The sequence below is a fragment of the Streptomyces sp. NPDC015032 genome (genome assembly GCF_043080425.1).
GTDB lineage: Bacteria > Actinomycetota > Actinomycetes > Streptomycetales > Streptomycetaceae > Streptomyces.
The window spans coordinates 1-25,527 of sequence record NZ_JBIBVN010000033.1; the positions used below are offsets into that span (position 1 = coordinate 1).

Here is a 25,527-nt window from a genome sequence, read left to right on the forward strand (position 1 = left end):
ACATCGAAGTGGCAGACCGAGACTGTCTACGCCGTCACCGATCTCGCGGCCCACCAGGCATCTCCAGCTGAGATCGCTGCCTGGGTACGCGGGCAGCGGATCATCGAGAACACCGTCCACTGGACGAAAGACGTGACCTTCGCCGAAGATGCCAGTCAGATCCGCCGACACCGCGCCCCCGCCGTCATGAGCGCCCTGCGCGACCTCGCCCGCGCCACCCTCCACCGCTCCGGATGGGCCAACATCGCCAGCGGCCGACGAGCCCACACCCACCCCTCAGCCACCCTCGCCCTCCACGGGATTCCGTGATCAAACCGGGCGAACGCGACTCTCCCCGGGGCCCTGGGGGCAATACGCATCCGCCCCTGTGGGCCTGCCTCACACACCTGGCAGCAAAGAGGTGAGAACGACCGGCTACGGCCATCGAGTCACGCCCCTTACCCGTGGCGCCAATTATGCCGAAAGTACCTTTGCGTACTACAGACTGAATTGGGAGGTTTCGGACGGCACTCTTGGCGTGCCGATCAGCGCGCGAGGTCCGCCGCGAGCAACTGGCCGCTCTGATTGAGCTTCTTCCGCAGATCCCGGTGCAGCCCCAACCGCATGACGTCAATCGCCAAGGCCGTCCTCACCCTGGAGCGGCAACGCTGAAGAAGCTCATTGAGCGCCGGATCATCAACCGTGAGCTGTTGGATCAGCACCTCGAACACATCGCCAAGGCGAACCTGCACCTGAGCGCCGTCGTCGCTCTCGACGCCGACGGCGCCCGCGCGGCCGCCGACAAGGCCGACCCCGTCTCGCCGAGACCGGCAGACGCTCGGCTCGCTCCATGGCCTGCCGATGACGGTGAAGGACGTCCTCGGGGTCGAAGTGATGCCCGGTCCCCCGCCCTGAGCGACCACGTTCCCGACCGCAACGCTGATGTCATTGTGCTCCTGCGCAACGCCGGCGCGATCATCATCGGTCACACGGACACGCCGCCCATGTGCCAGGACATCCAGGCGTCGAACCCGGTCGTCGGTACGACCGCGAACCCCTTCGACGCCCCGCAGGCCGTCGGCGGCTCCTCCGACAGTCCGGCGGCCGTAGACCTCCCGACTCTTTGCGCCTGCCCGCAGGCGTGTCCCCGCCTGCCCGGCTGGGCCACCAGCAGTTACATGATCGCCCTCGGTCCGATCGCCCGCTCCTTCGAGGACCTCGCCCTCCTCCTGGACGTTATCGCCGCCCCTCCCTGCGGACCGGGCCTGCTGGAAGATCACCCTGGCGGCCCTGGCCAAGTCCGGCCTCGCCCCTACCGGTCCCCACCTGGGTCGTTGACGCATGCTGCCGTATCGACGGCCAGAAGCGCTCCTTCTGCGACCAGACCAGCTGGCTCAACCTCACCAGCTCCGTCGGCCTGGCCTCTCTGGTTCATCCCGCTGCCACGACTCGCACCGGCCTGGCACTGACCATCCAAGTTGTCGGCCCCAGCTGAGATGGATCGTCTTCGACGTTGCCCAACAACTCGCACAGCGACTGCCGGACTCGATTCGGCCGCCCGCATTCGCGGCCTGGCCCGCCCGGTTCACCGCATCGTCCACTGGCAGACGGAGGTGGGCAGCAAGACGGGCCCACCGCGCCGTAACGCGGGGGGAGTTGCTCTCATCGCCTTCTAGGGAGAAGGTGAATGCCGAAGCGTCCCTCCTCACTACGCTTGAGGAGGGACGCTTCTGGAACTGCTGCCACACAGATGGCGAGTCAGGCCCTGGTCCTACACGGCGCCGAACTCGCCAGCCGAAGCCGCCGTCAGGAAGCCGTTCCATGCTGCGGCAGAAAACGTAAAGCGTGGTCCGGACTTGTTCTTCGAGTCGCGAATGAGCACCTCGTCCTGCTGTGCGCTCGCCGAACTGGGCGACGAGCGCACTGCCCACTCGATACAGTCACCTCCGTTCTGGCCGCTGTAACTGCTCTTTCTCCATGTGAGCTCCTGCGTCAACGAAGCCCCTCCTAACTTTCATGACCGACGGCCTTCCGCCTGAAGGCCTCCCAGGCCGGTGCCTGGCATTTTCTCAGAGTCTCCTCTGCGTCTGTGGTTGGCCAGTGCCGGGGTGGGGACGGGGCCCTAGGGGTGGCGTCACAGGCTGGCCGCGGCCTTATCGATCATCGAAACCGAGAGCTCGGCGTCTGCAACCAGCGTGCCGAGCCGCTCGAAGGCGTCGACGAACGGGGCAACCTTCTCGGTATCCGAGTGGACCCCGCCATCCACGAGGGTCTCAAGGTACGCGAGCTCGCCGACCGTCTCATCCTCGAAGTCCCAGAGAGTGAACGGGCCGTGCATGGCGGGATGGGCGCCGGCTGCGAACGGAAGCACCCTGACTGTGATGTGCGGCTGCGCCGCGAGCTGGCTGAGGCGCAACAACTGCTGCCTCATCACCACGGTTCCGCCGACGGGACGGCGGATGATGCCTTCGTTGAGGATCACGGTGATGGTGGGAGGATTGTCGGGACGCTCTAGGATGCTCTGCCGCTTCGCCCGAACAGCAGCGTGGACGCGCTGCACGTCCTCATCTGCGTCGGAGAGGGCGAGGATGGCCCTGGCGTACTCCAGATCTTGGGTAAGACCTGGCACGAACTCGGACTGATAGATGCGGATGGTCCGCGCCGCGGCTTCAAGGCCGAGGCAGGCTTGAAACCACGGCGGGATCTTGCCCTTGTAGGGCTTCTCTTCCCACCAGTCCTTCCTGGTCTTGGTGATGAGAGCGTAGTTCTCCAGCTCGTCACGCAGTTCGCGCGAAGCTTCGTAGTAGTCACACAGCAGCCGAACGTCGCCGACCTCAACCGCGGTGTCCTTGGTCTCCAGACGTGTCATGCGCGCTGTAGACCAGCCGAAGACCTTGGCGACGGCCGAGGCGTTGAGCCCCCGGTCCTGGCGGAGCCGCCGGAGCTGCAGTCTGAGCAGGATGCGGCACAAAGCGACTGACCTGTCGTCAACAGCAGCCATCTCGACTCCTTCAGTGCGGACTTGGCCACGGAGCCTCACATAGAGGCGGGCTCCCCTGCGAAGGGGGTCGATATGACGATAGCCCTCGGCCGAAAGCCCTGCGAACGCGAAAAAGTATTCTGCGAAATTTTCGCAGCATCGCTTTACGCAAAGAAGGGGGCGCTGCCATACTCGACACGTCGCAACAGTTGGCAGCCCTCTGCGTACGCTCTGTAAGCGCGCCTGGCTGTCCTCCGCCACCCGATGAGGACCGGTCATGCCCCTCACCTCGCTTGATTCACATCCTTGCCCCGAGCGGCAAACAGCGTGCAGCCCGACAGCCGCCGCAAACGCGGCAAGAGACGCCTCCTCACCGAGCCATCCGTCGGCGCACGCGAGGATCTCCGAGAACCTGAGTGTTGGCACCACCCTGTACGACACGGTGCGGGAGCGTCGGGTACAGCTCATCGTTCCGCCCAAGGTGTACGACGTCACCAAGTGGTGGGTGCGCCCCCTGTCAGGCGGAGGCGGCTGGCTGGCGGCACCGGACGAGCTGAAGCCGCAGGAAACCGACGACCATGCCGCGTAGTCAACCCCACGCTGCTTCCCTGCATGGCCACCGCCCACAAGAGAGCATGCCGCGCGTCAGGAGGATCCACGGGAGGCAGCTATTTCGCTTCCTGGCCGGAAGTGGCCCAGTACTGGGTCAGCATCTCGTCGACCCAGCTCGGGACATGTACCTCACCCTGTGGGCCCATGACCGGGAAGTAGGGCGCGACATCGAAGACGGGCGTGCCGATGACCGCGTCGAAGTCTGTGACGTGAAGGTCTCGTCCGTCGGCCCGCAGCAGCCTCGGATGGGACACGGCGAGCTGGTTCGGACGTCGATGGTTGCGGTGGACGAAGGTGCCCGTGGTCGGCCAGGCCGGGGTGCTACGCGGACTACGGGCATGCAGCGCCACGTCCGTCGGGCTGCTCCGGTGGAAGTGCCACAGGACTTCCAGGTGAGAGAACTCCGAAAGCCCTCGGAGCGTCTCCAGGGGGAAAACCTCGTTCATTCGGTTGATCGACTCCGCGCCGCCCTGGTAGTCGTCGACGGGGTCTGCGTGCCCCGCGGCCACCTGTGCAACTGCCGTGATCTCGATCCGCGTTGGGCCGGCCATCAGCGTCCCCTTCTTCACCTGCGCATCGGCCCGTCTCGGCCTCGGCAGAGGTTCATCGGCACTTCAGCCCGGTCAGCCCATGGGGCAGCGCCCGCGCCTTCGCGGGCCAGCCGGAGCCAGAACGCCGACACCCGCGACGTGCACCGTCGTAAAGGCAGTGGAGGGCCGCTGGTCCGGGAAGGGGAACACTGCGGCTTATGCCTGGCTCAGCATGGATCGGGCGAGCACGTCCAGCTCCGCAGCCTGGCTCCCCGCCCGGTTCCTGAAAGGCGACAGCGCCCGGCGCATCTGGACGACAGTCTCCCTCGCCCGTGCCGGCTGGACGCCGGTCATCGCGTCGAGGGCCTGGCTTCAGGTGTCACAGACGGTGTCGAGATGTCCTTGCTGGGCCTGAACAGCGCCCATGTACCCGAGGGTGACGGAGTACGTCCTCACAAACTGGGCACGCCGTGTCCGCACACTGCGGTTGAACTGCTGCTCGGCGCCCTGGAGACCGCCCAGGTCGCGCAGTGCGACGGCGGTCTCGTGGGCGAGACTGGCCTCGGTATAGAAGAACACCCGGCTCGGCTCCTCGTCGCCATCGCCGGCCCGCCCGAGGTCCTACTCCGCGCGCAGGAGTGCGGCGATGGCCGCTTCCTTGTCACGGGCTGCGGCCAGGCCACGAGCGTGTACGACGCCGAGAAGCGAGCGCTCGCGCCAGCTGGCGCGCGCGTACCTGCGGCTGGACAAGGATGCTTCGGCCAGGCGAACGGCTTCCTTCGGTTGTCCGAGATCGACGGCCTGGTGGGCCATCGCCCGCAGTACGTGGCCAGCCAGCGGGGCCTCTTCGGCGAGGTTCGTGGCTGCCGTCAACCATTTCTGGGCAAGGGCGTATTCGCCGCCGTCGAAGGACATCCATCCAGCAAGGTAGGCAACCTCGGCTGCTGCGGAGGTCATCGCGCGCCGGATGCCGTCGGACAGGAACCGGCTGCTCAGAAGCTCGGCACCATCGGTGCGGAGGTACGCGGCGAGGGCAGCCCGGCCAGCACGACCCCCGCGTTTCTGGTCACGGTAGGAGAAGATGGCGGCCACCGAGTAGACCGAGTTGGGCAGCAGTCGTCGACGGGCAATGCCCAGCAAGTCCATGCTCCCGAACGTCACCAGCGTGGTCAGGGGGTCGGCGTTCCACGTCGGCGGCCCGAGCTCGATGTCCTCCGCCAGCCCGATGTCGGCGAGCGTGACGAGGCGACCGAGGCCATTCCATTGCCCTCTCGTCCTTCTCTCAGAGTGGTGCCGGGCACGTCTCCGCTTCCGCCACGGCGCGGGACGCGGCCCGAGCCAGTGCGTTGCACCATCGATCCGCTGCGGGGGCCGGGCTGGCTGGCACCACCGCGGTTTTCCTGGGCGCCTGCGGGCCGCCCGCCACCATCCTGAACGTGTCGCTCAGGCGATCCGCATACAGCGGGATCACTGCCGTGGCCATGATCGACAACGAGGCGCTTAGGCGATGAAGCGGAACGTCGTACCGCTACCCGCCTCGGGCCGACCCGCACGGCTGGCGGCGCCCACCGCGACGGCCGCGGGCGGGTCACCGTCGCGGGTGTCCTTGCCTCGTCGGCGGCGCCCCCTCGACCCTGCCGCCGCTCATGCGCAGCGGCAGGCTGAGCATCTTGGGGCCGACGCTCTTCCCGCGGCCACCGACGCCGACGCCGATCTGCTGCCCCACCGCAGCTCAGGCCAGCACCTCAACCCCACCCTATGCAGCAGCACTCACTCCCCCACCTGTTGGACGCAAGGGTGAGCCAGACCCCCAGCAAGTCGGCTCCGACTGGGCGGACTCCCAGACCGGAACACAGTAGGCCGCTCAGTACGACCCCAGATAAGGACGAGAAAGCATCATGAACCCCGAGATCCAGGAACTCCTCGACCAGCGCGTCGGCCAGATCGCTCACGTGCTCGGCGCGGTCGTCGTGACCGAGGACGGCATTTTCCGCTGCATGAGCGGCTGGATGAACATGGCCCCTTCCAAGGGCAAGTCAGCCGAGGTGGTGCGTAGGAAGCTGGGCGAGCGCCTGGCCGCGTTGGCCAGCGGCATAGCCGTCCTCGCCCAGCGGCAGGCCGACTGCGCCGACGGCGGTCAGATGCTGCGCACGACGGTGGAGATGACCAGCGGCTGGTGCGTCGCCAGCCGCGCCGGCCATCACAGCGTCATCGCTGTGCACGCGTCGAAGAAGGCCACACTCGGTCAGCTCGGGGTCGAGCTGACCAATCTCGCCAATGAGCTCGGCAGGATGTTGGACATCGAGCAGCGCGAGCTGGCGACCGGCGAGCACAGCGAGATGGTCCCGTGACGGCGGCGTCGAGCGGCTGCCGGACGCGACCGTACGCCGGAACTGGCAGCCGCCCGTCCCGCCCTGGCCGTACACAGCACGCCGATCGTCCGCCGCGGCCATGCTCCCCTGCCCGGCGCCTCCCGCTACCTTTCCGCGCGCCTGCACCGCCAGACCCAGGTGCGTCGCGCTCTGCTCACCGATCACCTCCCCTCGATGGCCGCCGACCTCCCCCACTGGTGGTGGGTCACCGCCCACGACGACGGCGACCGTCCGCACACCGAGGTGACCCTCCTCCTGCCCCGCCCGGCCGACGCGGCCGAGGTCCTGTCCCGGCTCGGGCAGGGGATCGCGCACGTGAACGACGCCGGAGTCATCAGGCGCCCACACGCCCACCCGGTCGTCGCGCAAATGCATCAGCACCTTGGTCGCAGGCGGGTCGGTGATGAAGACGAGCGCGCAGTAGCCGCGCCGACCTCTTCGGCCTGCAAGGTCAGGGTGACGGGCCCGCGGACGCGGAGCAGATAGCGGACGTCGTAGTGCACGTGGGCGGGCTCGTCCTTCTCGGGCCGGGCCTCGATCGTGTGGACGTCGATGTGCACGGGGGTGCCGTCACCGAACGACTGCAGCTCGGTGACACCGGTCTCTTCGGCGATCTCACGGCGGACGGCCTCGTCCAGCGTGCGGTCCGATGGCTCCGGATGCCCGCCAGGTTGGATTCGGCGGCCGGAAGCGAGGTGATGAATGAGCAGGACGTTGTCGGCGTCGTTGATCACAACGCCCGATGTGGTGACGTGCCCGGCGAACTGGCGGCGGTCGGTCACGTCGTGTCCGGCGGCGATGCGGTCGAGGAGCGGCTGGAGCAGCGGCTGCTCCTCGGGGTGCCTCCGCAGATATCCGGTGACGAGGTCCTGGAGGTTCGGGGCAGGGATAGTCATGGCTCTCCTCGGGACCTCGTGCGCGGCGCAACCTCACGGGGCGCAGCGGGGGATGACGCATTCGAACGTAGCGGCCGATCTGCTGGCGCGGGCACAGATCGTGAGAACACCACCCGGACGTGCGCCGACCGCGTCGAAGGTGCCGATGCTAGCCGCCGTCGCGGCCGCCCAGGGGCGTGACGCTCCGGTCACTCACCCGGCCGCGAACCAGATCGAGCCACTCTCATAAGCGCCGAATCCCGGGCCGCACCGAAGAGCAAAAGAATCCTTCTCCCCAGCATCACACCAGGTCAGAGCTTCCATCTGTGTGGCAGGCGGTCTACGGAAGGTACGGCCGGGGATGGCCGGATCACGGTGCCGACGGCTGTGGACTGTCAGTGGCGTGGGCGAGGGTCCGTCCGCGGAGCACAGCCACACCACGCCGAAGGACATGGGTGCTGTCGACGCGTCACGCAATCCGCCGCTCGGGCTACACCCCGCCGCCTTCCCCGTACGTGTGAATCGAACGAAGCGAGAGGAGCCGCCGAGGCAAACGGCGCTTGCCGTTCACGCCCCGGCATCGAACCTTCACTCAACTCGTCGCCCGCGGCTGCCCGTAGCGGCCCTGGGATCCGGTGCGTTGTCCGGGTGCTCTACCCCCGCTTTCCGCAACCGAGGAGAAACCGTGAATCCCGTCCGCGTGCTGGGCACCCTTCACCCTGTTCTTGAGAACCCTTCTGCTGCAGCCGTCGAGGCCCTCGCGTCCCGGCGGCCTGTCGACGTGCGCCGCGTCCTGTTCGCCGCAGCATCACGACCGTCATCGGGGTGGGGGGCCTGACCAACCCGACTACTCCCTCCCCCGCCCTACTGACGTGGGCCAGCCGGAGGCGAGCTTCTTCAGCAGCGCGGTGATCTCCGTGCGGGCGGGACGTTGCAGCCGGTCCATGACGTGACATCGTACGGCCGGAGCCCGCGGCAGCACGCTCCTGGTTCGACTGCCCGCATCTCCCACGTCAGATCATGCCGAGCAGTGGCAGCCGCGCGGTGGCCGGGGCGGTCGGTGTGACTAGACGAGGGCGGTCTCGTCTCGAAACCGGGCAGGACAGGGTCGGCTACGAGGGTGACGCCTTCTCGGAGCAGTGCTCACCGAGACGCCCTGCCTGCTCACTGGGCGAGCTGGACCGCCGATTGGTCACCGCGTTGTCCGGCGCCGCAGCCGGCTCATAGGCCGATAGCAGACTTGGGGCCCATGTACGAGCCGGCCCCAGGAAAGTCCTCCTGACACAGCTTCACGAACGTCTCGCTGAAGCCCAAGCCGTGCAGGTCGTCGAGCTTGACGAATGCAACCTGCCGGATCGGGCGTGCGTCCGCGCCCTCGGAGACGGCTCCGATCTGCCCGCCGATCCGGCGAGCCTCGAAAGTGACGTGAACAACATGAGCTTTGACGTTGTCGCACAGGTACAGCAACCGCCCGACCTCGACCTCGACGCCAGTCTCTTCCCGCATCTCCCGGACCAGGGCCTCGGCCAGAGTCTCGCCCTCCTCAACCTTGCCTCCCGGCAGGCTCCACGACCGTGTGCTGCTATCCGTGTCCTGGTCCAGGAGCAGGATCTCGCTGTCCTCAATGACAATGCCGGTCACACGTGTATGCATCCCCCGACGGTATCGCTCAAAGGAAGGGGAACACCAATGAATGTGCGCCCCACCGCGGTTGTCATTGCTGCCGGAGGACTCGGCACCTGCGTCCGCCAGCAGCCACGGGGTGATCATCTGCGCGCTCGTGGCGGAAAGTCATCAGGCAGCGGTCCAGGATGCTGCGGTGTCGCCTCGGAGGAGACTGTCTACTCGCCGAGCGAGTTCGTTTGCTGCCGATGCTTCTCCTGCGTCGGCCCGACGAATGTACGAACTCAGCGTGTGCATATCGCGGATGTGTGTGAGTGTAGTCAGGCCTAGCCATTTCGTGATGTCGAATCCATAGGCGAGACGGAACCGTTCGAGTTCAGCATCAGTTCGTCCGAATCTTCGGCCTTGATAGGTGTTGGCGAGGTCAACCTCCCGGGGCCCGATGGCCGCCTCATCCCAGTCGCTGAGAAGCACACGGCGGCCGTCCCAAAGGCAGTTGCCGGGGTATGCATCTCCGTGGACAAGGCCTGGAGGCAGTGCGTACTCGAGTTCGTAGAAGGCCAATGTGAGCTCGTGTGCGCGCTCGGCAAGCCAGAGTTTCTGGCTATCCGGCACGGAGTGCGCCTGTTCCAGAGTCGTTGTGAATGAGGTGAGTGGTGCCCACTTCGGCAGGGTGATGGGCGGCTGGGGAAGTTGGTGAAGTTGCTGGAGGAGGTTGCCGAGATGCTCAGTGCTGGGGTTGGACTTCGGGATGGGCTGTGGATAGTGACGCCAGAAGGTGACAACGTAGCCTTCGGCATGCACGGGCTGGTCGAGACTTGCGGGTTCTGTTACCGGTATGCCGTTGGCCGCGAGCCAGCGTGTGAGTGTAACGCTGGTGGCGAGCCTGGGCAGATGCTCGACGGAGCTTACGCGCGCAACGATTTGATCGGCCGGAAGGAGGAACACTGCCGTCGCGTGTTGGTGCAGCTTGACCAGCCGGCTGCTTTGCAAACCACTTGTTTCGACGGCCTCGCGTACTGCCTGTTCCTCTGTGCCTTGCTTCATTGCAGTGGAGCCTTTTCTTGTGAGTCCATGGTTCGGTAGCTGACTGCAGCATCTGCCAGTTCCCGGGCTGTTCGGTTTCCGTCGAACTTCTTGTGCGAGAGGAGGCCGGCCACTCTCTGCACTGCTGTTCCGAGTTGCCGGATGCGTAGTTGTGGGGGGAGTTCAAGAATTTTCCTAAGCTCCGCCGATGCGCCTTCCAACTCGCCCTTGGCAAGTCGCACAGTGACGATGTCAAGTCGGGCCAGAGCAACGTCACCATAGGAGTACGCTTCGGGCGTTCCCTGCTCGTAGAGCTTGATCGCCTCTTTGGCGTGCTGTTCAGCTCGTGAATAGTCCCCGAGGAGGGTGTACGTGCCGCCGATGTAAAATGCTTGTTTCTCCGTCGGGAAGCTCAGGAGTCCGCCGAACTGTTCGAGCCCATCGGCGTCCGGCCACTCTTCCCTGGCGTGGCGCAGGACGTTCAGTGAAGAGCGGGCTCGTTGCTCGTCGCCGATTCGGGCGGCTGCCCGGGCCTGGATGGCCGCAATCCGGATGCGCGACTCTCCGGTCGGAGCGTAGGCGAGAGCGCTCTGGGTGTGTGTAAAGGCGTCTTGTGCCTGCGGAGACCATTCGGCGATCAACGCTGCTGTGCCCCTCACCCAAGCTCGGAGGCCGTTGTGGTCTGCCCGATCAGCGCAGGTCCACGCTGTTCGGATCTGCGCCATGGCCGCCGCCTCATCTCCCAGGTTCTGGCTGGCATGGGCAAGAAGAAGGCAGGTGGTGCCTGTGAGGAAGAACAGGTTCATCGCTTCGCGCGGCTTCGGCTGTTCACGGAGCAGGGTGAAGAGCTGTTCCCGGGTGGCCAGAAGGCGCGTGAAGACGGGCTCGATGGGGCTGTGCACGTATTCCGTGGCAATCGTTGCGATCGCCCTGCGGATTTCGTCCACCTCCTCAGAAGTCGTAGTACCAGTCGAGTACTGGCTGGCAAAGTTCAGGGACTCAGCCGCAGCTATGGCAGCCAGCTGATGCAGGTCGCGCGGGGCATCGCCTGGTGCTGCCGAGGTTCCGGTTGTTGTCCGGGGGCTCACCTGTGGCAGACCTGGTCTGAGCAATACCGGAGCGCCGAGCCCTTCTAAGAAGCGCAGGACCTTCTCGTGCACCTCAAGGCGCGTCGTCCCACTCTCAAGCTTGGAGATGAAGCCCTGTGTCAGTCCGACGAGTTGCGCCAGGCTGTTCTGAGTGAGTCTGGTCTGCTGGCGGACCAGCCGGCTCAAATCTCCGAACTCTTGTGCCCCTATGGCGGACAGGACTTCAGGGCTTTGCCAGAAGTCCTGTGGGAGCTGCGGCGGATCCAGGTGCGACGAGTCCGCCGTCGTCCCCCTGCGCGCCCTGACGCATCTGGCACACGAATCGTCCTTGTTGTACCGATCTAGGAGTGTGCCGCACGCGCAGCGCTGCCGTTCCGTCGCCATGCCCCGTCGCCTCCTCGGCCCCTTGCTCACACTCAGTGTCACGGATGCTTCTCCGACATGCAGCAAAGATGGCTCGATTGCCCCCGAAGAACGTTCCATGCCGGCCGAGTGCTCGTCGGCACCCGAGCGCGATGCCTGCACGCCCTTCAATGAGCCCGGATCGTAACCGACAGCCGGACGGGGCGCTTACCGCGCCAGGGGCAGTCGGATCCTGTCATGCCAGCCGCTCCCTCGATATTCCTCCAGGAATATCTGGTATTCCTGGAGGAATATTCTTCCAGGAATTTGCGAATCCTCTACGTCCGGGGCAAACTTGCGAGCCACCGGGGCGGCCAGTAGGCGTCCGGAGAAAGAGCTGCTTAACGGCCCCATGGCAGGAACCGTCGTGTTCGGGGAGTTTTTTTATGCGCGGCGAATATGCAGTCACTTCATCCGATCCGCCTCGGACCCGGTTCCGCTAGTCAGTGGAACCGGGAATCCGGGGCCGCAATCAAGAATCAGGGATGTTCGCCTGCTTGCTGGTTTCGGGGTCAGGAACTGGCAGCCCATCACCGACTTATCTTTCCGCGCGACCGGCGCCGTCCAGCGCCCGTCATGTTTTGCTTCCAGCAGCCTTATCACCCGCAACGGCGCCGCAGTGAGGAGTGAAGCCATGCCAGTCGTTAGCTCGATGCAACTGCTTGGCGGATCTTGCATGGTTGTGCATCGCGGGCCGCAGGGTCTCACGCCCGTCACACACTGGGGTCGATTCAGTGGGCCCACTTTGGCGTCCACCGGGCGCCACCCTGCCCCCGGGACGCGGTGGCTGAGGGTGATCTTCCGGTGACTGTCACGAAGCCGCCTGCACCCACCCTTGTTCCCGCAGAGGTGACGCCTTCCGATTCCATTTCGAACGGCGTATGCGATGAGGCACGGCCTGTCCGAATGGCTCGGAAGACCATTCATGAAACCCGCACCAACGGTGCGCAAGCGATTACCTTAGACGCGGCCGAGACCATTACCATGCTGCTGCGCGGGCACATTATGGAGCTCGCTCCCCTCTTCAAACTCGCTGCAGCAGATGAGTTGGTGGATAAGCGGATCGCGACTGCTCGCGAATTGAGCGGGATGGGGACGCCCAGTGACCTCTCGGAAGCCCGGGCTCATATCGACGCCCTCGCAGAAGCCACGCGAAACCTTCTTGAGATGATCACCCCGGCGGGCATAAACGGGATGGAGCGATCCGGGAACGACGACGGTCTCACGGATCTCTCAACAGGAGGCGAATGATGACCGCCGCTCTGCTCCTCAACGTGCCACCGGGGCACAGGCGTTGTGCCCCGCCGTCGACCATTCAGGATCTGACACCTGCGAGTGGTCGCACGGGGGATGTGCGCGGGACGGTAGCGCAATCGCCACCGCTCGGCTTGTCAGACTACGCCCACCCAGACCTACGACCAGGCCGCGGGCAGCATCAAGGTTTCCACCGACGCCACTTCGAAGGCGGCGTTGTGTGTCGGGCTGTGACTGCGCACTCGCTGCCAGCCACGCGAGCGCTAGGCAGCCATCTCGGTTCGGAGTTGCGACAGAGCGTGTGCGGCTGCGTCGTTGACCTCGACAAGTTCGTGACCGCTGATTCGGTTGATGCGTTGCAGCTGGTGCGGGAGTCGCTGTGTGCGGGCCTCGTTCACGGCTTGGGTGAGCAGTTCCGCGGCGCCGCGGGTATCTCCGCCCAGGAGACGGACCTTGCCGGTGGTGATGAGTTCGATGACGCTCCACTGGGGTGCGATTGCAGTGGTCGGCACGGGCGTTGCCTGTTCGGCGCGGAGTATTGCCGCGCGGGTGCGGCCGGTGCTGATCAGGCCTCGGAGCTCGATTTCGTGGAGGGCCACGGGGTTGACGAGGCTGGTGTGGTCGACCTGGTCGAGCAGCGTTCTTGTCTCTTGGACGGCGCGGTCGAAGAGCGGAGCGTTGCTCAGGGCGCCGGCGGCGCGGGCGAGGAGCGGCAGGACCGCGGCGCGGCTTGTGGGGCTGGGTGCCATGGATGCGGCGCGGACGAGACGGTTGACTGCCGCGCCGACGAGTCCGGCCTTGCGCAGCTCATTGCCGTGCATGCGCAGTGCGGTCGTTGTCAGCGCGGGGTCGTCGAGGTGGCCTACGACGCTGAGGCTCTTGGCAGTCCAGTGTGCGGCGGTGACGAGGCGTTCTTCGGGCAGGACGTTTCCCAGGGCGGTACCGAGTCCGAGGCGGGCGTCGGCAAGCAGGCGGAGTGCCTCGCGTTCTGTGTGTCCGTCCCGGGCGCGGGCCTCCAGCCGGGCGACCAGCGGCCAGAGCTCGGCTACGGCTTCGGAGGCGTGGCCGGTCTGGCGGGCGATCTCAGCGAGACGCACGGCGGACTGACCGAATTGCAGCATGGCGCGGAAGTCGGTGTCGGCGAGGTCGGTGACACCCAGGACGTGCGGGGGCAGGGCAAGCCGGTCGGCGATGTGGCGCAGGGCAGTGACGTCGGTGAGCCGGCGTTTACCGAGCTCGATCGCGGAGACGTACGTCTTGTCGTAGCCGAGCAGGGCGCCGGTCTCCGACTGGTTCTGTCCGTTCACACGGCGGTGGAAGCGGAGGATGACCGCGAGGTCCCGGCTGGCGAGGACGGACTGGGCTTCCGGTGTGGCCCAGCGCCATGCCGCGTGCCGCTGCGACGGCCGCAGGCCTTGCATGCTGTGGCCACGGTTCGCGGTCATGCCCTGTTACCTCTTCCGGGCGGCGTACACGACGGCGATGGACCGTTTGTAGCCGTCGGGCATGTTCAGTGCGGGCACTTCGTGCTCGTCGACGAGGGCGATGCGCGAGTGCTCGTGGCTGACCACCGGGGGCTTGTCCGGCGTGAGGACCGTGCAGTCGTAGGTGAGGATCAGGACCTTGCGCTGGGGAAGGGGCTCGTAGATCCAGGCGTCGACGGGCTGACCGGCCTTCACCTCCCAGCCGGTTTCCTCCCGCAGTTCCCGTTCGACGGCCGCTTCGGGGCTGTGGTCGGCGAGGTTCGATCCGTTCGGAGGGCCGATCTCCAGGCGCCCGCCCGGCAGTTCCCACTCGCCTCGCTCGTTGTGCAGCAGGAGGACCCGAGACTTGTGGTCCAGGGCCACGGCCTTGACCGAGACCGGCCAGTACGAGGGTTGGTACGGCATGCGGATTCCCTGGGTGCAGCGGGTGGACCAGTCACCCGGACCGTAGCAGGCCGCCATGACAGCCACATGCCTCGTACCCGAATTGTCCGAGTCGACAATCTGGCGCTTTACCAGGCCCCGCGCCCTTCGGACTCTGATCACCCTGTGTCCGATTCCCTGAGGAGTGCCGCTGTGCTGACGTGTGCCCGTCCTGCCGGATCCGAGTCCCTCCGAGTGCAGCAGCCGATAGTCGCGGGCGGCAGTTCGGTCGCCGAGCAGCTGCGCGAGCACGGTCTGGTCCTGGTCAACGGACTTCACTCCCGGGAAGCCGTACTCGACTACGCCCGTCAGTTCATGACGCTGGTGCCGCACCGCGACAGCGGACCGGACAGCCTGACGACGATCCGGGACATCGGGCAGAAGGCGCAGCGGCCTGGTCTGGCGGGCCTCGGTGCCGGGGAGCTCGCTGCGCACACCGAGGGAACCAGCATCTGCGAGCCGCCGCGGCTCATGCTGCTGGTGTGCTTGCAACAGCCGGACAGCGGAGGGGAGGTGGTCCTGGCCGACGGGCGGGAGGTGCACGGCTTCCTGGCCGACAGGTATCCGGGGGCCGTGGAGGTCATGAGCCAGCCGGGGACCGCCTACTACGGCGACGGCGGAGGGCGTCCGTCGCAGATCTTCACACGTCACTCCGGCGGCCGGATCTCGATCCGGTTCCGGCAGGACGAACTGGCGCAGTTCAGCCCGGTAGTACAGCACTGCCTGCCGCATCTCCGCGAGGCGATCAAAGCCCAGCAGCACGCCATCGCCCTCTCGCCGGGGCAGGGGTACCTCATCGACAACAGCCGCTACCTCCACGCCCGTGAGGCGTTCAGCGGCCCGCGCTTTTGCGTGCGCGCGCTGGGAGAGCCGCGCTTCCCACTCCGGCCCGGGTTCGGTGCTGGTGGTGCCGGCAGCGACGGCAGGAGAACAGCATGAGTACGGTCGCGAGTTGGCCGCCCCTGGCCAAGGACACCCGGGCCGTGGTCGAGGCATACGATCGGGTGCTGGGATGGCTCTTGATCACAGATACGACGATCGTGTCGCAGGGCCAGGCCGTCCACGAGATGACGGAGCGCCCTGACACCCTGCTGAGCACTCCCTGCTCTGCCTTCGATGCCGTCAAGGTGCCGTACGAGGTGGGCATGGAGTCGATGGTCCTGTTCGGGCGACGCGACGTGGGGCCCGTGCCGTGCCTGATCGAACGCAAGAACCATGTGATTCTCCTGGTCAGGGCAGGAACGGGTCAGCCCCTGTCCGATCTGGCGGACGGCGTATCGGTCGAGGCCGGGTCCGGTGGACGGCTTGTCCTGCCCCCCTCGGCCGGCCACCGATGGGATACACCGCCCTGGGCCATCACGTCCGAGGATCCCTGCCAACTCCCTGATGGCGCAGCCCTGGTCCCGTGCCTGGTCGACGCTCTGCGGCTGTTCGGCTCGCCTCGGCCGGCAGACCCCGGCACCTCCCGCGCGTCAGCACGCTGCTCCCAGGGTTTTTCCCCACCGCCGACAATCCGCCCTGCGGGCTTGGGCTCTTCGTAGCCCCTGAGACCGGCCACCGGGGCCGATACGCAGTGGTCCGTACGCCTTTCCCCCGTAGGCTACGGCCCACTCCTCCGGCCCCGGTGGCCTCCTTTCCGTCATTCCCGCTGCTTCTCCAGCGGCTTCCATTTGCAACCTGCCCGTGCCTTTCGATGGCGAAGGCCTTGACCGGAGATCCGATGCGCCCCCTTCTGAGCACGAACCTGTCCTGGCATATCGCCACTACCGAGCAGCCTCGCCCGGCGGTGCTGGCGTCAGGCCACGACATCGTCCGTACAAGTGCGGGGATCGGGCTGCCCGCGGTCGAGAGGCTGCGGAAGGAGGGGGAGCCCGTGGGCCCGATTCTCTACTGCAGGCCGCACGATGTCCTGCTGATTCCGGTCGAGGCGGGCACTGCCGACACTTGGGGTGCTCCGCGCTCGGACTGCCTCTCACAAGGACAGTGGCAGTGGTGGTGCGTTGACCCTGAGCAGTCCTCTTCCCGTGCGCAGTGTTCTGCTCGTCTCTGGCTCTTCCCGTCCCGCAACTCTTCTGACTATGCGTCGGTCACCTCACGCTCGGCGCTACACGACGGTCTGTGCCGTGCACGTTCCCCGAGGCCCGCGGACGGGCTCTGGTCCGTTGTCGGGGGCCGCCCTCGTGAGGTGGCCTGTGTCTGAGCGAGTGTTCCGTACGCGGTCGGCTACAGGACGCCGCCGCCGCACCGCGAGCGGAGCTGGCAGGGCGCTGCGTTCCGGGAATGGGTTCCCGATTTCTCCCGCTGCCACGTCCAGTGCTCTGGCTGCGGCTGTGGTGGGTAGCGCGTGGGCGGCCGACGGTCTCGGTCTGCTGCCGATGCCGGTCGCCGTCGCGGCTGGGGCTTCGGCGGCGAGTGCCGCGACATGGCGGGTGTACCTGCGTTCCCGCAGTGCCCTCGATGCGTTCGCGCGTGCCGAGTCACGGCGTGCCGAGGCCGAGAGGCGGTTGAAGGAAGCCCAGGCCGGGCTGGGACGGGCCGAACAGGCATTGCAGGACATCCCTGATCGGATCGAAATTGGTCGGCAGCAGATTGCCTGGGCGGCCGCGGAGGTGGAGCAAGGACGCGTTCTCGCCTGCCACGCACCGCCGCCGCCGCTCCAGCAGACCGGCGACCTGTACGCCGATGCCTTGGCGGCGCTGACGCACGGCCAGACCGTGGCATGGCAGGCAGTGATTGCCGCGGCCGCCCACCAGCATCATCTGCTGAACCAGGAGGCGGAGCTGGCCGAGATCTTCCGGCCCATCTCTGCGCGCCTGCACTCGCTCATCTACCGCACCCTGGCCGTCCTGGACGAAGTGGAACGTGAGGTCGAGGACCCCGACCTGCTGAGTGACCTGTTCCGCATCGACAACCTGGTGACGCGGATGCGCCGGGGCGCGGAGAGTCTGGCGGTGCTGGGCGGAGACCTACCGACGCGCACTGTCGAGCCGGTCCTGGTCGCCGCCGTGCTCCGCATGGCGGCCGGCGAGATCGAGGACTACCCCCGTGTGCAGATTGTGCATTCGGATCAGCCCGTCGCCCTGCCCGGCTATGTGAGCCCGAGCGTCGTCCATCTGCTGGCCGAGCTGATGGAGAACGCGACGAGGTTCTCGGCGACCGATGTCGAGGTACGCACCAACCATGTGCCGGACGGACTGGCCATCGAGATCGTCGACCGCGGCCCGGGCATGACCGCCCAGAAGCGCGCCGCTCTGAACGATCTGCTGGCGCGCCCGGAAGGGGCCGACCCGCGCAGTCGCCTCAGAGAAGGGCAGATCGGTCTGCTGGTCGCCGCGCTGCTGGCCAAGCGGCACGGCGTCGTCATCGAACTGCACCCGGATGTGATGGGCGGCATACGCGCGGTTGTTGTCCTTCCCGGAAGGCTGCTCGTCACACCGGCGGAGCAGCCGGCCCCGAGCCACGCAGCGGCCCCTTCTCACACGCCGGCCGCGGTGCCCGCGCAGGGTGTTCCCATGGTGTCCGCAGGTCCGGAGCGTCCCGTGGCCGGGCTTCCCCGGCGCCTCCCGCAGACCCAGTACACCACCGGCGGGGGCGACACCGGGCATTCGCGTGGCCGTCCTGACCAGGGTGATGGCGGCGTCAGGCCCGCACTTCCGCGCCGCGAGGCCGCTCCGGCCGGCCACGTCCCGGTACCGGCCCCGGACGTGCCGCGGGAGCCGGTCGGTCCGCCCAGTCCCGATCTGATGGCGCGATTCAAACGCACACGCCCGGCCGGCGACTGATGCCTGCCCCCGTTCCCTCCACTGACGAGAACCAGGAGAGTTTCATGCCCGACACCGTTCCCACCAGCGGCACAACGCTCGACGGGCTGCTGGCCGGATTCCTGTCTCGTACTCCCCACGCCCACCACGTAGTGCTCGTCGCCCCTGACGGCCTGACGATCGCCTACGCCGACGACGGGACCGACACCTCCTACACCGACGAAGCCGACAGCGGGGCGGAGGGCAGGCTGGCCGCAGCCATCAGCGGGCTGTACTCGCTCGCTCGCGGAATCCTGCGAGGCGGCGTGCGGCAGCTCGTCATCGAGGGCGAGACCGAGACGTTGTTCCTGATGAGCGCCGGATCCGCCGGCCACACCTCAACTGTGGGCACGCGCCTGGGAGTCATCGCCGGGCAAGATGCGGATCCGGGTGCCATCGGCTGGGAAATGACCAGTCTGATCAAGAGCCTCGACGAGCACCTGAGCACCAGGGCCCGGACCGGCGTGGGGCAGGAGCGGTGACGTGGCTCCCCGCCGTAGCGCCTGGCACGACAGTGCCCTGGACGATGTGCGTCCGTACACGATCACCGCGGGCCGTACCCGCCCGAAGTACGCACTGCAGCTGACGTCCCTGCTGAGCCCGGGGCCTGTCACCGGTCTTGCCGACATCGGTTCCGAGGCCGAGGCCATGCGGCTGCTCTGCCTCATCTCGCCTCGGTCCATTGTCGAGCTCGCGGGACTGCGCAGCCAGCTTGTCCAGGTCACCAAGGTCCTGGTCTGCGACCTTCTCGACCTCGGAGCGCTGGTCCTCGCCGCTCCCGCCGATATTGCTCCGCACGAAGACACTCACCTTCTGGAGGCAGTCGTTGCCGGCCTACGACGCTTGGTCTGAGTCCGCACGCAGTCATGTAGCACCGAAGGTGCTGAAGGTCGTGGTCGCGGGCGGCTTCGGTGTCGGCAAGACCACGCTGGTGGGCACGGTCAGCGAGATCAGGCCGCTGATCACCGAAGAGTCGCTGACCATCGCGGGTCAGGACACCGATGACCTGACCGGAATCGGGGCCAAGACAACAACGACGGTCGCGATGGACTTCGGCAAGATCAGCCTTGAGGCTCTCAACACTGAAGTGTTCTTGTTCGGCACCCCAGGTCAGGAGCGGTTCTGGTTCACCTGGGACGACCTCTGCCACGGAGCTGTCGGCGCCGTGGTCCTGGCCGACACCCGCCGTCTCACGGACTCCTTCGCTGCGATCGGCTATTTCGAACAGCGGAGCACCCCCTTCGTCGTGGCCGTCAACCAGTTCGACGGCGCTCTGCGCTACAGCACGGACGAGGTCAGCGACGCCCTGCGGCTCCCGGAATCCGTCCCCGTGCTGATCTGCGACGCCCGCAACAAGGCATCCGCACTGGACGTGCTGATCTGCCTGATCGAGCTGCGGATCGAAACCCAGCTGTCCCGTACCCATGCCATCACCCCAAGCCTCGGAGCGCACGCATGACCACGCCCGCCCTACAGCCGGATCACAAGCGCAGGTCCGAGCTGCTGCACGCCCTCGGTCTCACGGGCCCCGATCCCAAGCTCGACGAATTCGCCGTGCGCCTCAGCCTTGCCGCGGCCGTCCCGTACGCGATGGTCAACATCTTCGGCACGCAGCACCAGCAGTTCTTCGGGCTGGCCACCCCTCCGGGGGGCGAGCTGCCGGTCGTGGGCCGCAGCATGCCTCTCGACCACGGCTACTGCCCCGAGGTTGCGCGGAGACGAAACGCGCTGGTCCTGCCCAGCGTCTACGTCGCCCCGCGCTTCGCGTCCAACCCGGTGGCCGACCTGATCGGCATCCGCAGCTACGCCGGCGCACCTCTGATCCATGAGGGCGTCGTGCTTGGCACGGTGTGTTTCGTCGGGCGCGAAAGTCAGCCCAAGAGCGAGGGCCAGGCGATGCTCGCGCTCATCAAGTCCCACCGGGACGCCGTCCTTGAGTTCATCCACAGGCGGGCCGGATACCTGCCGCGGTGAGGAACACCAGCGTGGCCGAACAACGAACGTCACCGAACAGGGAGGGGAGCACACGATGTCCGGGTTGTATCTGACACCGCAGCACGAACAGCTTCGCCAGGCGGTGCGCGCCTTCGCCGAGTGCGAAGTCGCTCCGCGGGTGGCGGAGATGGAAGAGAGCGGCGCCGTCGAGCGGGATCTGGTGTCCCTGATGGCCCGGCAGGGGTGGATCGGTGCCACCATTCACCCCGAGTACGGAGGAATGGGCGTCGGCCATGTCGCCAAGTCCCTGATCATCGAAGAGATCGCCCGAGTGTCCGCCGCGATGGGTGCGGCGGTGCAGGCGTCCCAGCTCGGCATGGCGAAGATCCTCCATTTCGGAAGCGATCAGCAGAAGAAGAAGTGGCTCCCGCAGATCGCCGCCGGGTCCGCCCTTCCGACCATCGCGGTGACCGAGCCGGACTCCGGCAGCCATGTCCTGGGCATGCAGGCCACAGCGCAGCGCCGGGGCAATGACTACGTGCTCAACGGCCGCAAGTGCTACATCGGTAACTCCCACGTCGGGAACCTGCACGGCATTGTGGTGCGTACCTCGAAGAAGGCGGGGCCTAGGGGCCTGTCGGCGTTCCTGGTCGAGTCCGGCCGGCCCGGCTTGTCCGTCGGCGAGCACATACCCGCCATGGGACTGCGCGGGTTCTCCTTCGGCGAGCTCATCCTGGAGAACTGCCGGGTGCCGGCGGAAAACCTGCTCGGCGCCCCTGGGGACGGCCTCAATGTCGCCTACTCCTCCAGCGTGCTCTACGGCCGGCCCAACTTAACCGCGGTGGCACTCGGAATTCACCAGGCTCTCGTGGACGAAACAATCGCCTACGCCCAGAAGCGCGTTCTCTACGGCCGTCCTCTCTCGGAACTGCCGACGGTGAGGGAGAAGCTGGGGCTGTTGACGTCACGCCTCACCACTGCCCAGAGCATCGCGTACGAGGCCGTGCGCCTCCTGGACCAGGGCAAGCCGTGCGACAAACTCCTCATCAACGCCAAGCTCGTTAACGTCGATTTGGTGCGTGAGTCAGCCCGCACTGCCATGGATGTCCACGGTGCGGCCGGTCTCATGACCAGCCGCCCGATCGAGCGGCTCTTCCGCGACGCAGAGCACACGTACGCGCCCGCCGGCACCGGAGACATCCAGATACTGCGGCTGGGACAGGAAACTCTGGGCACCGAGCACGATCAGTGGTCGCAGCGGTTCCCCTCCCCGCTGCCCGCGACCGGGGCAGCCGCATGACCACCACCAGGCACACACATGCAACCCGGACACCGGACCCGTTCCGGCAACTCGCCGACACCGCCAGGCAAGGCGCCAGCACCGGTCCCGCCGCCCTTCACCACGGTCCGGACCGTACTCACAGCTGGGCCAGCCGCCCGGCCTCGGCCCGTATCGCCAACTACCTTCTGGGCGGGCGCCACAACTACCCTGCAGACAGGCAGGTCGCCAACCGTGTGAGAGCAGTGGCACCGTGGCTGGAGACGGCCGTGCTGATCAACCGCGTCCACGGGCACCTGACCGTCGCGGCCCTCGCGTCGGAGTACGGGATCACGCAGTTCCTGGACCTGGGCTCCGGGCTGCTGCCCACCGGCACCACATCCGACGAACTGCACGAACCGGTGTGCGCTTCCGTACCGGGGGCCAGGGTCGTCCACGTCGACTCCGACATGGCGATGGCGCGTCACACGCGAACGTGCCTGACGGCGAGCCCGCGCAGTCACCCTTTCGTCCACGCGGACTTCCGGAACATCTTCAGTGTGCTCAGAGCCCCGGCCGTGCAGAGCCTGGACCCCGGGAAGCCGGTGGGCATACTCGCCCACGGCGGCGCCTTGGGTGCGACGAGCGCGGCGGAAGCCGGCTTCGTGCTCAATCAGGTGAGGGCCTGGGCGCCCCCGGGCAGCGCGATCTCCATGACCCACGTTACGGCCGACTTCTGCGAGGGCGAAGCAGCAGCCGCCGCCCTTCACTTCGCCAAGGCCGAACTCCCCTTCCATCCGCGTTCTGGGACCGAGATCGCACAGCTGCTCGCCCCATGGCCTCTGAGAAGACCGGGAGTAGTCGCTCTGTCCCGCTACCACCAGGGCAACCCGCACGCCCACCTCCCGGACCACGCCACGGGCACGTACGCGGCCATCGCCCTGCACCCGGATCACGCACACCACTGACCACCCATCGCCACACCCCAGACCGGTCGTCTCTAGGGACCTGAGTACAGGTCCCCAGAGACGACCCTTCAACGAGCCCCTGCGACCGAGCGGTCCAGGCCATCAGTACGGGAGCAGCAGCATGACGGACATCGAAGTCCTCGACGAGACGGGTACCAACGCAACCCTCCAGCACCGCGTCGACAGGATCCTCACCGAGGTCGTGCCGCTGGTGCACCCGACGACGGAACTGGAGCTGCCGCACCTGGTGATCTTCCGGATTGTCAGCCCGCAGACCTGGCAGTCCGAACAGGTGTCCCAGATGAACCAGGCCTTCACTGCACTCCGCGCGCGGCAGCCGTGGTGGAAGATGCCGGCTGTCGTGCGCAGGGAAGCGGCCGCTCGGTCTGCGTTCCGGCGAACGGCGCCGCTCCTGCGTGACCTGGTGATGGGTGCAACGCTGTCTGGGCCGGACCTGCTCTCCGAGACAATCCTGACGCCGGAGGGGCTGTTGCACAGCGGGGTGTCCACGGACGAGACGTACCTGACTCAGGTGGTTGCTCACGAACTGGTGCACCACGCACAGAACCGGGCCTCGAAGCACGGCACACGGTGGGCCGATTCACGCTCGGCCCCGCCCCGCCTTGCGATCTCGATCGTGGAGGAGGGCCACGCCCGCTGGGCCGACCGGCAGATGACCCGGAAACTCTTCGGTACTCCGGTCGACGCCGACACCGCGCCCCGCTCCGACCACTACCTCCGGGTTGCCGGAGATCCACGAGTGGCCGACATGTATGCGGCGCGGCAGATCCCGTACACGGTGGGCTGCAAGCTGGTGGAAGCGGCGGTTCAGAGCGTGGGCATCCAGCGCCTCAACCAGGTATGGCGCGACGGGCTCCTCCTTCCGAGTCAGCGCGAGATGTCCGCGCCGGAGCTATGGGCGACCCGGCTGAGGACAATGACATGAGCACTGGTCGCGCTCCTGCGCTCCCCACCCGCCCCTCTCCCAGCGGGCTGGAGGGTCTGTGTGACGTCGCATCTGACAAACAGGACGCTACGCCCACTACCCGGCAGAGCGCTCCCCGCTGGGTGGCGGTCCGCCCGAGGCCGGCCGTGGAGAACGGCACCCATGCGGTCAGCTCCGTCATCACGGGGATCCCCGCGGTGGACTGCCAACGCCCCGGTCCCTGGTCGGCCCGCATTGACGACGCCCTGAACGAGCGGGGGGCCGCCCGTCAACCCCTGTCCAGAGCGAAATTCCCAAGGAATGTTGTGTACGAGATACGCGAGATGCTGCCGGATGACCGGCCGGCGGTCGTCGCCCTGTGGAGGGCACGGGTCCGGTGGGCCGAGGACAAAGGTATCGGCCTCATCCGCTACTGCCCCCTTACTGCGGCCGAGACGGCGGCCGCAGTGCCGTTTGTTCTGACCTGTGACGGGGCGGTCGTCGCCACGGCGACATTCGTCGACCAGACACCCCATGACGGCTGGACTGCCCGCGAAGCGGCACAGCGTGCTGTTGGCCTGGTCCGGATAATCACGGATCCGGCACTGGCCGCGGACCGGCTCAGCTGGGTCATCACGTCGTGGGCCAGCGACCGGGCCGCCCGCACCGGACACGCGTGGGTCCGGATGCGGGTCGCCCCGTCCCAGCTGGCCCTGCATCTGTCGGAACATCTCGCGTGGGAACCGGTCCGCACGGTGCGGACCGCCGACGGCGGCACGGCCCATCTGCTGCAGCACGAGGCCCGTGAGATACCCGGTATCCGGGCCCTGGTCCAGGACGCGCCTGCGATGTCGGGCGTCGCTGGTACCCCGCCACCCGTCAGGAACACGTGAAGCAGAAGAAAGAGGCAGCCGGGCACTTTGCAGGCGCAGTCCGCCCCGGACCCCGTTCACACCCGTTCACCACGGCCTGACCGGTCGAGCATCCGCCCGGCAGTCCACATCGCACCCATTCCGCCTCGAAAGGCTGTTGTGTCACCCTTGCGCACCACCCCGTCGATCACCGCTACGGATTCCGGCTATCCGCACAGCCTCCCCGTCGGCAGCACGCCTCCCGGCGCTGAGAGTTCCGCGTTCGAAGGGAGGGGAAACTCGTCACTGCGCGGCCAGCTGAGCGCCTTCGCCTGGCTCGGCCACATCCGTCCCGCGGAGGAGCGGCAGGCGGGCACCGGGTCCGCGGACTCGTTCGACGAGCTCGCCCGGATGGCCGTGGATGAGCCCTGGGACAGGTTCTCGCCCGCCGAGCGGGATTCGCTCGCGGTGCTCAAGCACTACGTGACCTGGACCTTCGAGCAGTCTCTGGTCACGAGCTCGGTCGTGCCAAGCCCCGACAGCCAGACGTGCGTTTTCAACACGCGGCTCGTCACGCCACAGCACGAATTCATCTACGGCGTCTTCCAGCCGAACCGCCAGGCCGGCCGACAGGACTGGTATCTGGCCGGCTGGCGGGTGGCGGGCACCCGCCAGTTGGAGACGTACACCGAACTCCCGGAAGGGGCCTCGTACTCGCAGGACCCTCACGCCTACGTCTTCGACTGGGACCTGCCCGTGACCTTCGTCGCCCGCCAGTTCACCTCCATGGTTTCCAGTCTTTTCCCGGCCGCCCTCAGGGAGATCCCCCTCGGCCTGGAACTCGCGCTTGAAGGTGCGGTGAACCGCGCCATCGACATCGCGAAACGCAATCCTGGGACAGCGGTCCCCGCGTGGCAGCCGGGCAAGGCAGAGCTACAGCTTCTGCTGCCGCTCTACCTGGCGAACCCCGCAACACCGGACGCGGCACTGGTGATATCCCGCGGCGACATGGCCTACCGCAGCACCGCCATCGTGTCACTCGCCGACGCCTACAAGGCCGCACGGCTCGTCACCCGGCCGACCGCGCACTGGCTGAATCCCCCCATGTAGACCGGGCCCCTGTCTCATCGACACCCGCTCCC

Annotated in this window: 27 protein-coding genes and 2 pseudogenes; 18 read left to right on the top strand and 11 right to left on the bottom strand. The window is 67.0% G+C overall.

Translation table 11 applies throughout. The annotated features are described in order from the left end of the window. The 3 genes and pseudogenes from ACF08M_RS31975 to ACF08M_RS31985 all read left to right on the top strand — a co-directional run. Window positions 1-309: pseudogene (locus tag ACF08M_RS31975) on the top strand (ISAs1 family transposase); the annotation flags it as partial. A gap of 264 nt (window positions 310-573) precedes the next feature. Continuing rightward, window positions 574-651 (top strand): annotated as a pseudogene (locus tag ACF08M_RS31980) (IS5/IS1182 family transposase); the annotation flags it as partial. 278 nt (window positions 652-929) lie between these two features. Then, window positions 930-1,448: an amidase family protein gene (locus ACF08M_RS31985; RefSeq protein ID WP_392188755.1), complete on the top strand. Its 519-nt coding sequence runs from the start codon at window positions 930-932 to the stop codon at window positions 1,446-1,448. Window positions 1,449-1,750: 302 nt separating this feature from the next. Here ACF08M_RS31985 and ACF08M_RS31990 read toward each other — a convergent pair whose 3' ends face one another. Further along, window positions 1,751-1,975 carry a DUF397 domain-containing protein gene (locus ACF08M_RS31990; RefSeq protein WP_392188756.1) on the bottom strand — a complete coding sequence of 75 codons (225 nt, stop codon included), beginning with the start codon at window positions 1,973-1,975 and terminating at the stop codon, window positions 1,751-1,753. 138 nt (window positions 1,976-2,113) lie between these two features. Further along, entirely contained in the window at window positions 2,114-2,980 is an 867-nt protein-coding gene (locus ACF08M_RS31995) for a helix-turn-helix domain-containing protein (RefSeq protein ID WP_392188757.1), read from the bottom strand. Between the two features lie 421 nt (window positions 2,981-3,401). Between ACF08M_RS31995 and ACF08M_RS32000 the strand changes: the two genes are divergently transcribed. Next, on the top strand, window positions 3,402-3,548 hold the full coding sequence (locus ACF08M_RS32000; RefSeq protein ID WP_392188758.1) for a hypothetical protein: 147 nt from the start codon (window positions 3,402-3,404) through the stop codon (window positions 3,546-3,548). A gap of 79 nt (window positions 3,549-3,627) precedes the next feature. Here ACF08M_RS32000 and ACF08M_RS32005 read toward each other — a convergent pair whose 3' ends face one another. The 3 genes from ACF08M_RS32005 to ACF08M_RS32015 all read right to left on the bottom strand — a co-directional run bounded on the left by ACF08M_RS32005 (window position 3,628) and on the right by ACF08M_RS32015 (window position 5,247). Further along, window positions 3,628-4,122 (bottom strand): TrmO family methyltransferase, encoded by a 495-nt coding sequence (locus tag ACF08M_RS32005; RefSeq protein WP_392188759.1) that lies wholly within the window; start codon window positions 4,120-4,122, stop codon window positions 3,628-3,630. Between the two features lie 351 nt (window positions 4,123-4,473). Further along, complete coding sequence (locus ACF08M_RS32010; protein ID WP_392188760.1) at window positions 4,474-4,680, bottom strand: hypothetical protein; 207 nt, start codon at window positions 4,678-4,680, stop codon at window positions 4,474-4,476. A gap of 42 nt (window positions 4,681-4,722) precedes the next feature. Beyond that, window positions 4,723-5,247 carry a hypothetical protein gene (locus ACF08M_RS32015; protein ID WP_392188761.1) on the bottom strand — a complete coding sequence of 175 codons (525 nt, stop codon included), beginning with the start codon at window positions 5,245-5,247 and terminating at the stop codon, window positions 4,723-4,725. 752 nt (window positions 5,248-5,999) lie between these two features. Between ACF08M_RS32015 and ACF08M_RS32020 the strand changes: the two genes are divergently transcribed. After that, a complete protein-coding gene (locus ACF08M_RS32020) occupies window positions 6,000-6,452 on the top strand; it encodes a roadblock/LC7 domain-containing protein (RefSeq protein WP_392188762.1) in 453 nt (150 codons plus the stop codon). Between the two features lie 395 nt (window positions 6,453-6,847). On the opposite strand, the gene ACF08M_RS32025 is transcribed toward ACF08M_RS32020, so the two are convergent. The 4 genes from ACF08M_RS32025 to ACF08M_RS32040 all read right to left on the bottom strand — a co-directional run bounded on the left by ACF08M_RS32025 (window position 6,848) and on the right by ACF08M_RS32040 (window position 11,469). Then, window positions 6,848-7,369, bottom strand: coding sequence for an NUDIX hydrolase (locus ACF08M_RS32025; protein ID WP_392188763.1), 522 nt, complete (start codon window positions 7,367-7,369; stop codon window positions 6,848-6,850). Between the two features lie 1,200 nt (window positions 7,370-8,569). Beyond that, window positions 8,570-9,001, bottom strand: a complete 432-nt coding sequence (locus ACF08M_RS32030; protein ID WP_392188764.1) for an NUDIX hydrolase — start codon at window positions 8,999-9,001, stop codon at window positions 8,570-8,572. 141 nt (window positions 9,002-9,142) lie between these two features. Further along, entirely contained in the window at window positions 9,143-10,018 is an 876-nt protein-coding gene (locus ACF08M_RS32035) for a phosphotransferase family protein (protein ID WP_392188765.1), read from the bottom strand. Then, window positions 10,015-11,469 carry a helix-turn-helix domain-containing protein gene (locus ACF08M_RS32040; RefSeq protein ID WP_392188766.1) on the bottom strand — a complete coding sequence of 485 codons (1,455 nt, stop codon included), beginning with the start codon at window positions 11,467-11,469 and terminating at the stop codon, window positions 10,015-10,017. The genes ACF08M_RS32035 and ACF08M_RS32040 overlap by 4 nt, the downstream gene beginning before the upstream one ends. 822 nt (window positions 11,470-12,291) lie before the next feature. Here ACF08M_RS32040 and ACF08M_RS32045 point away from each other — a divergent pair. Beyond that, window positions 12,292-12,738, top strand: coding sequence for a DUF6415 family natural product biosynthesis protein (locus ACF08M_RS32045; protein ID WP_392188767.1), 447 nt, complete (start codon window positions 12,292-12,294; stop codon window positions 12,736-12,738). 266 nt (window positions 12,739-13,004) lie between these two features. Here the strand turns inward: ACF08M_RS32045 and ACF08M_RS32050 are convergent, their stop codons facing one another. Together ACF08M_RS32050 and ACF08M_RS32055 are read right to left on the bottom strand one after the other, a co-directional pair. Further along, window positions 13,005-14,186, bottom strand: a complete 1,182-nt coding sequence (locus tag ACF08M_RS32050; RefSeq protein WP_392188768.1) for an XRE family transcriptional regulator — start codon at window positions 14,184-14,186, stop codon at window positions 13,005-13,007. Between the two features lie 6 nt (window positions 14,187-14,192). Continuing rightward, on the bottom strand, window positions 14,193-14,630 hold the full coding sequence (locus ACF08M_RS32055) for an NUDIX domain-containing protein (protein ID WP_392188769.1): 438 nt from the start codon (window positions 14,628-14,630) through the stop codon (window positions 14,193-14,195). Window positions 14,631-14,843: 213 nt separating this feature from the next. Between ACF08M_RS32055 and ACF08M_RS32060 the strand changes: the two genes are divergently transcribed. The 12 genes from ACF08M_RS32060 (at window position 14,844) to ACF08M_RS32115 (ending at window position 25,495) form a co-directional block, all read left to right on the top strand. Then, window positions 14,844-15,587, top strand: a complete 744-nt coding sequence (locus tag ACF08M_RS32060) for a TauD/TfdA family dioxygenase (RefSeq protein ID WP_392188770.1) — start codon at window positions 14,844-14,846, stop codon at window positions 15,585-15,587. Beyond that, window positions 15,584-16,189, top strand: a complete 606-nt coding sequence (locus ACF08M_RS32065) for a hypothetical protein (RefSeq protein ID WP_392188771.1) — start codon at window positions 15,584-15,586, stop codon at window positions 16,187-16,189. Before ACF08M_RS32060 ends, ACF08M_RS32065 begins: the two co-directional genes overlap by 4 nt. 789 nt (window positions 16,190-16,978) lie before the next feature. Next, complete coding sequence (locus tag ACF08M_RS32070) at window positions 16,979-18,430, top strand: ATP-binding protein (protein ID WP_392188772.1); 1,452 nt, start codon at window positions 16,979-16,981, stop codon at window positions 18,428-18,430. Between the two features lie 44 nt (window positions 18,431-18,474). Continuing rightward, the gene (locus ACF08M_RS32075) at window positions 18,475-18,930 is read left to right on the top strand and encodes a roadblock/LC7 domain-containing protein (protein WP_392188773.1); all 456 of its coding nucleotides are present in this window, start codon (window positions 18,475-18,477) and stop codon (window positions 18,928-18,930) included. 1 nt (window position 18,931) lies between these two features. Then, window positions 18,932-19,300 (top strand): DUF742 domain-containing protein, encoded by a 369-nt coding sequence (locus ACF08M_RS32080; RefSeq protein ID WP_392188774.1) that lies wholly within the window; start codon window positions 18,932-18,934, stop codon window positions 19,298-19,300. Window positions 19,301-19,328: 28 nt separating this feature from the next. Next, window positions 19,329-19,907 carry an ATP/GTP-binding protein gene (locus ACF08M_RS32085; protein ID WP_392188775.1) on the top strand — a complete coding sequence of 193 codons (579 nt, stop codon included), beginning with the start codon at window positions 19,329-19,331 and terminating at the stop codon, window positions 19,905-19,907. Continuing rightward, window positions 19,904-20,422 carry a GAF domain-containing protein gene (locus tag ACF08M_RS32090; protein WP_392188776.1) on the top strand — a complete coding sequence of 173 codons (519 nt, stop codon included), beginning with the start codon at window positions 19,904-19,906 and terminating at the stop codon, window positions 20,420-20,422. Before ACF08M_RS32085 ends, ACF08M_RS32090 begins: the two co-directional genes overlap by 4 nt. Window positions 20,423-20,477: 55 nt before the next feature. Then, window positions 20,478-21,683: an acyl-CoA dehydrogenase family protein gene (locus ACF08M_RS32095; protein ID WP_392188777.1), complete on the top strand. Its 1,206-nt coding sequence runs from the start codon at window positions 20,478-20,480 to the stop codon at window positions 21,681-21,683. After that, window positions 21,680-22,609: an SAM-dependent methyltransferase gene (locus tag ACF08M_RS32100; protein ID WP_392188778.1), complete on the top strand. Its 930-nt coding sequence runs from the start codon at window positions 21,680-21,682 to the stop codon at window positions 22,607-22,609. Before ACF08M_RS32095 ends, ACF08M_RS32100 begins: the two co-directional genes overlap by 4 nt. A 121-nt stretch (window positions 22,610-22,730) precedes the next feature. Continuing rightward, complete coding sequence (locus ACF08M_RS32105; RefSeq protein WP_392188779.1) at window positions 22,731-23,555, top strand: hypothetical protein; 825 nt, start codon at window positions 22,731-22,733, stop codon at window positions 23,553-23,555. 305 nt (window positions 23,556-23,860) lie between these two features. After that, complete coding sequence (locus ACF08M_RS32110; protein ID WP_392188780.1) at window positions 23,861-24,427, top strand: hypothetical protein; 567 nt, start codon at window positions 23,861-23,863, stop codon at window positions 24,425-24,427. A 147-nt stretch (window positions 24,428-24,574) separates the two neighbouring features. Then, complete coding sequence (locus ACF08M_RS32115) at window positions 24,575-25,495, top strand: DUF3825 domain-containing protein (protein ID WP_392188781.1); 921 nt, start codon at window positions 24,575-24,577, stop codon at window positions 25,493-25,495. Window positions 25,496-25,527 lie beyond the last annotated feature (32 nt).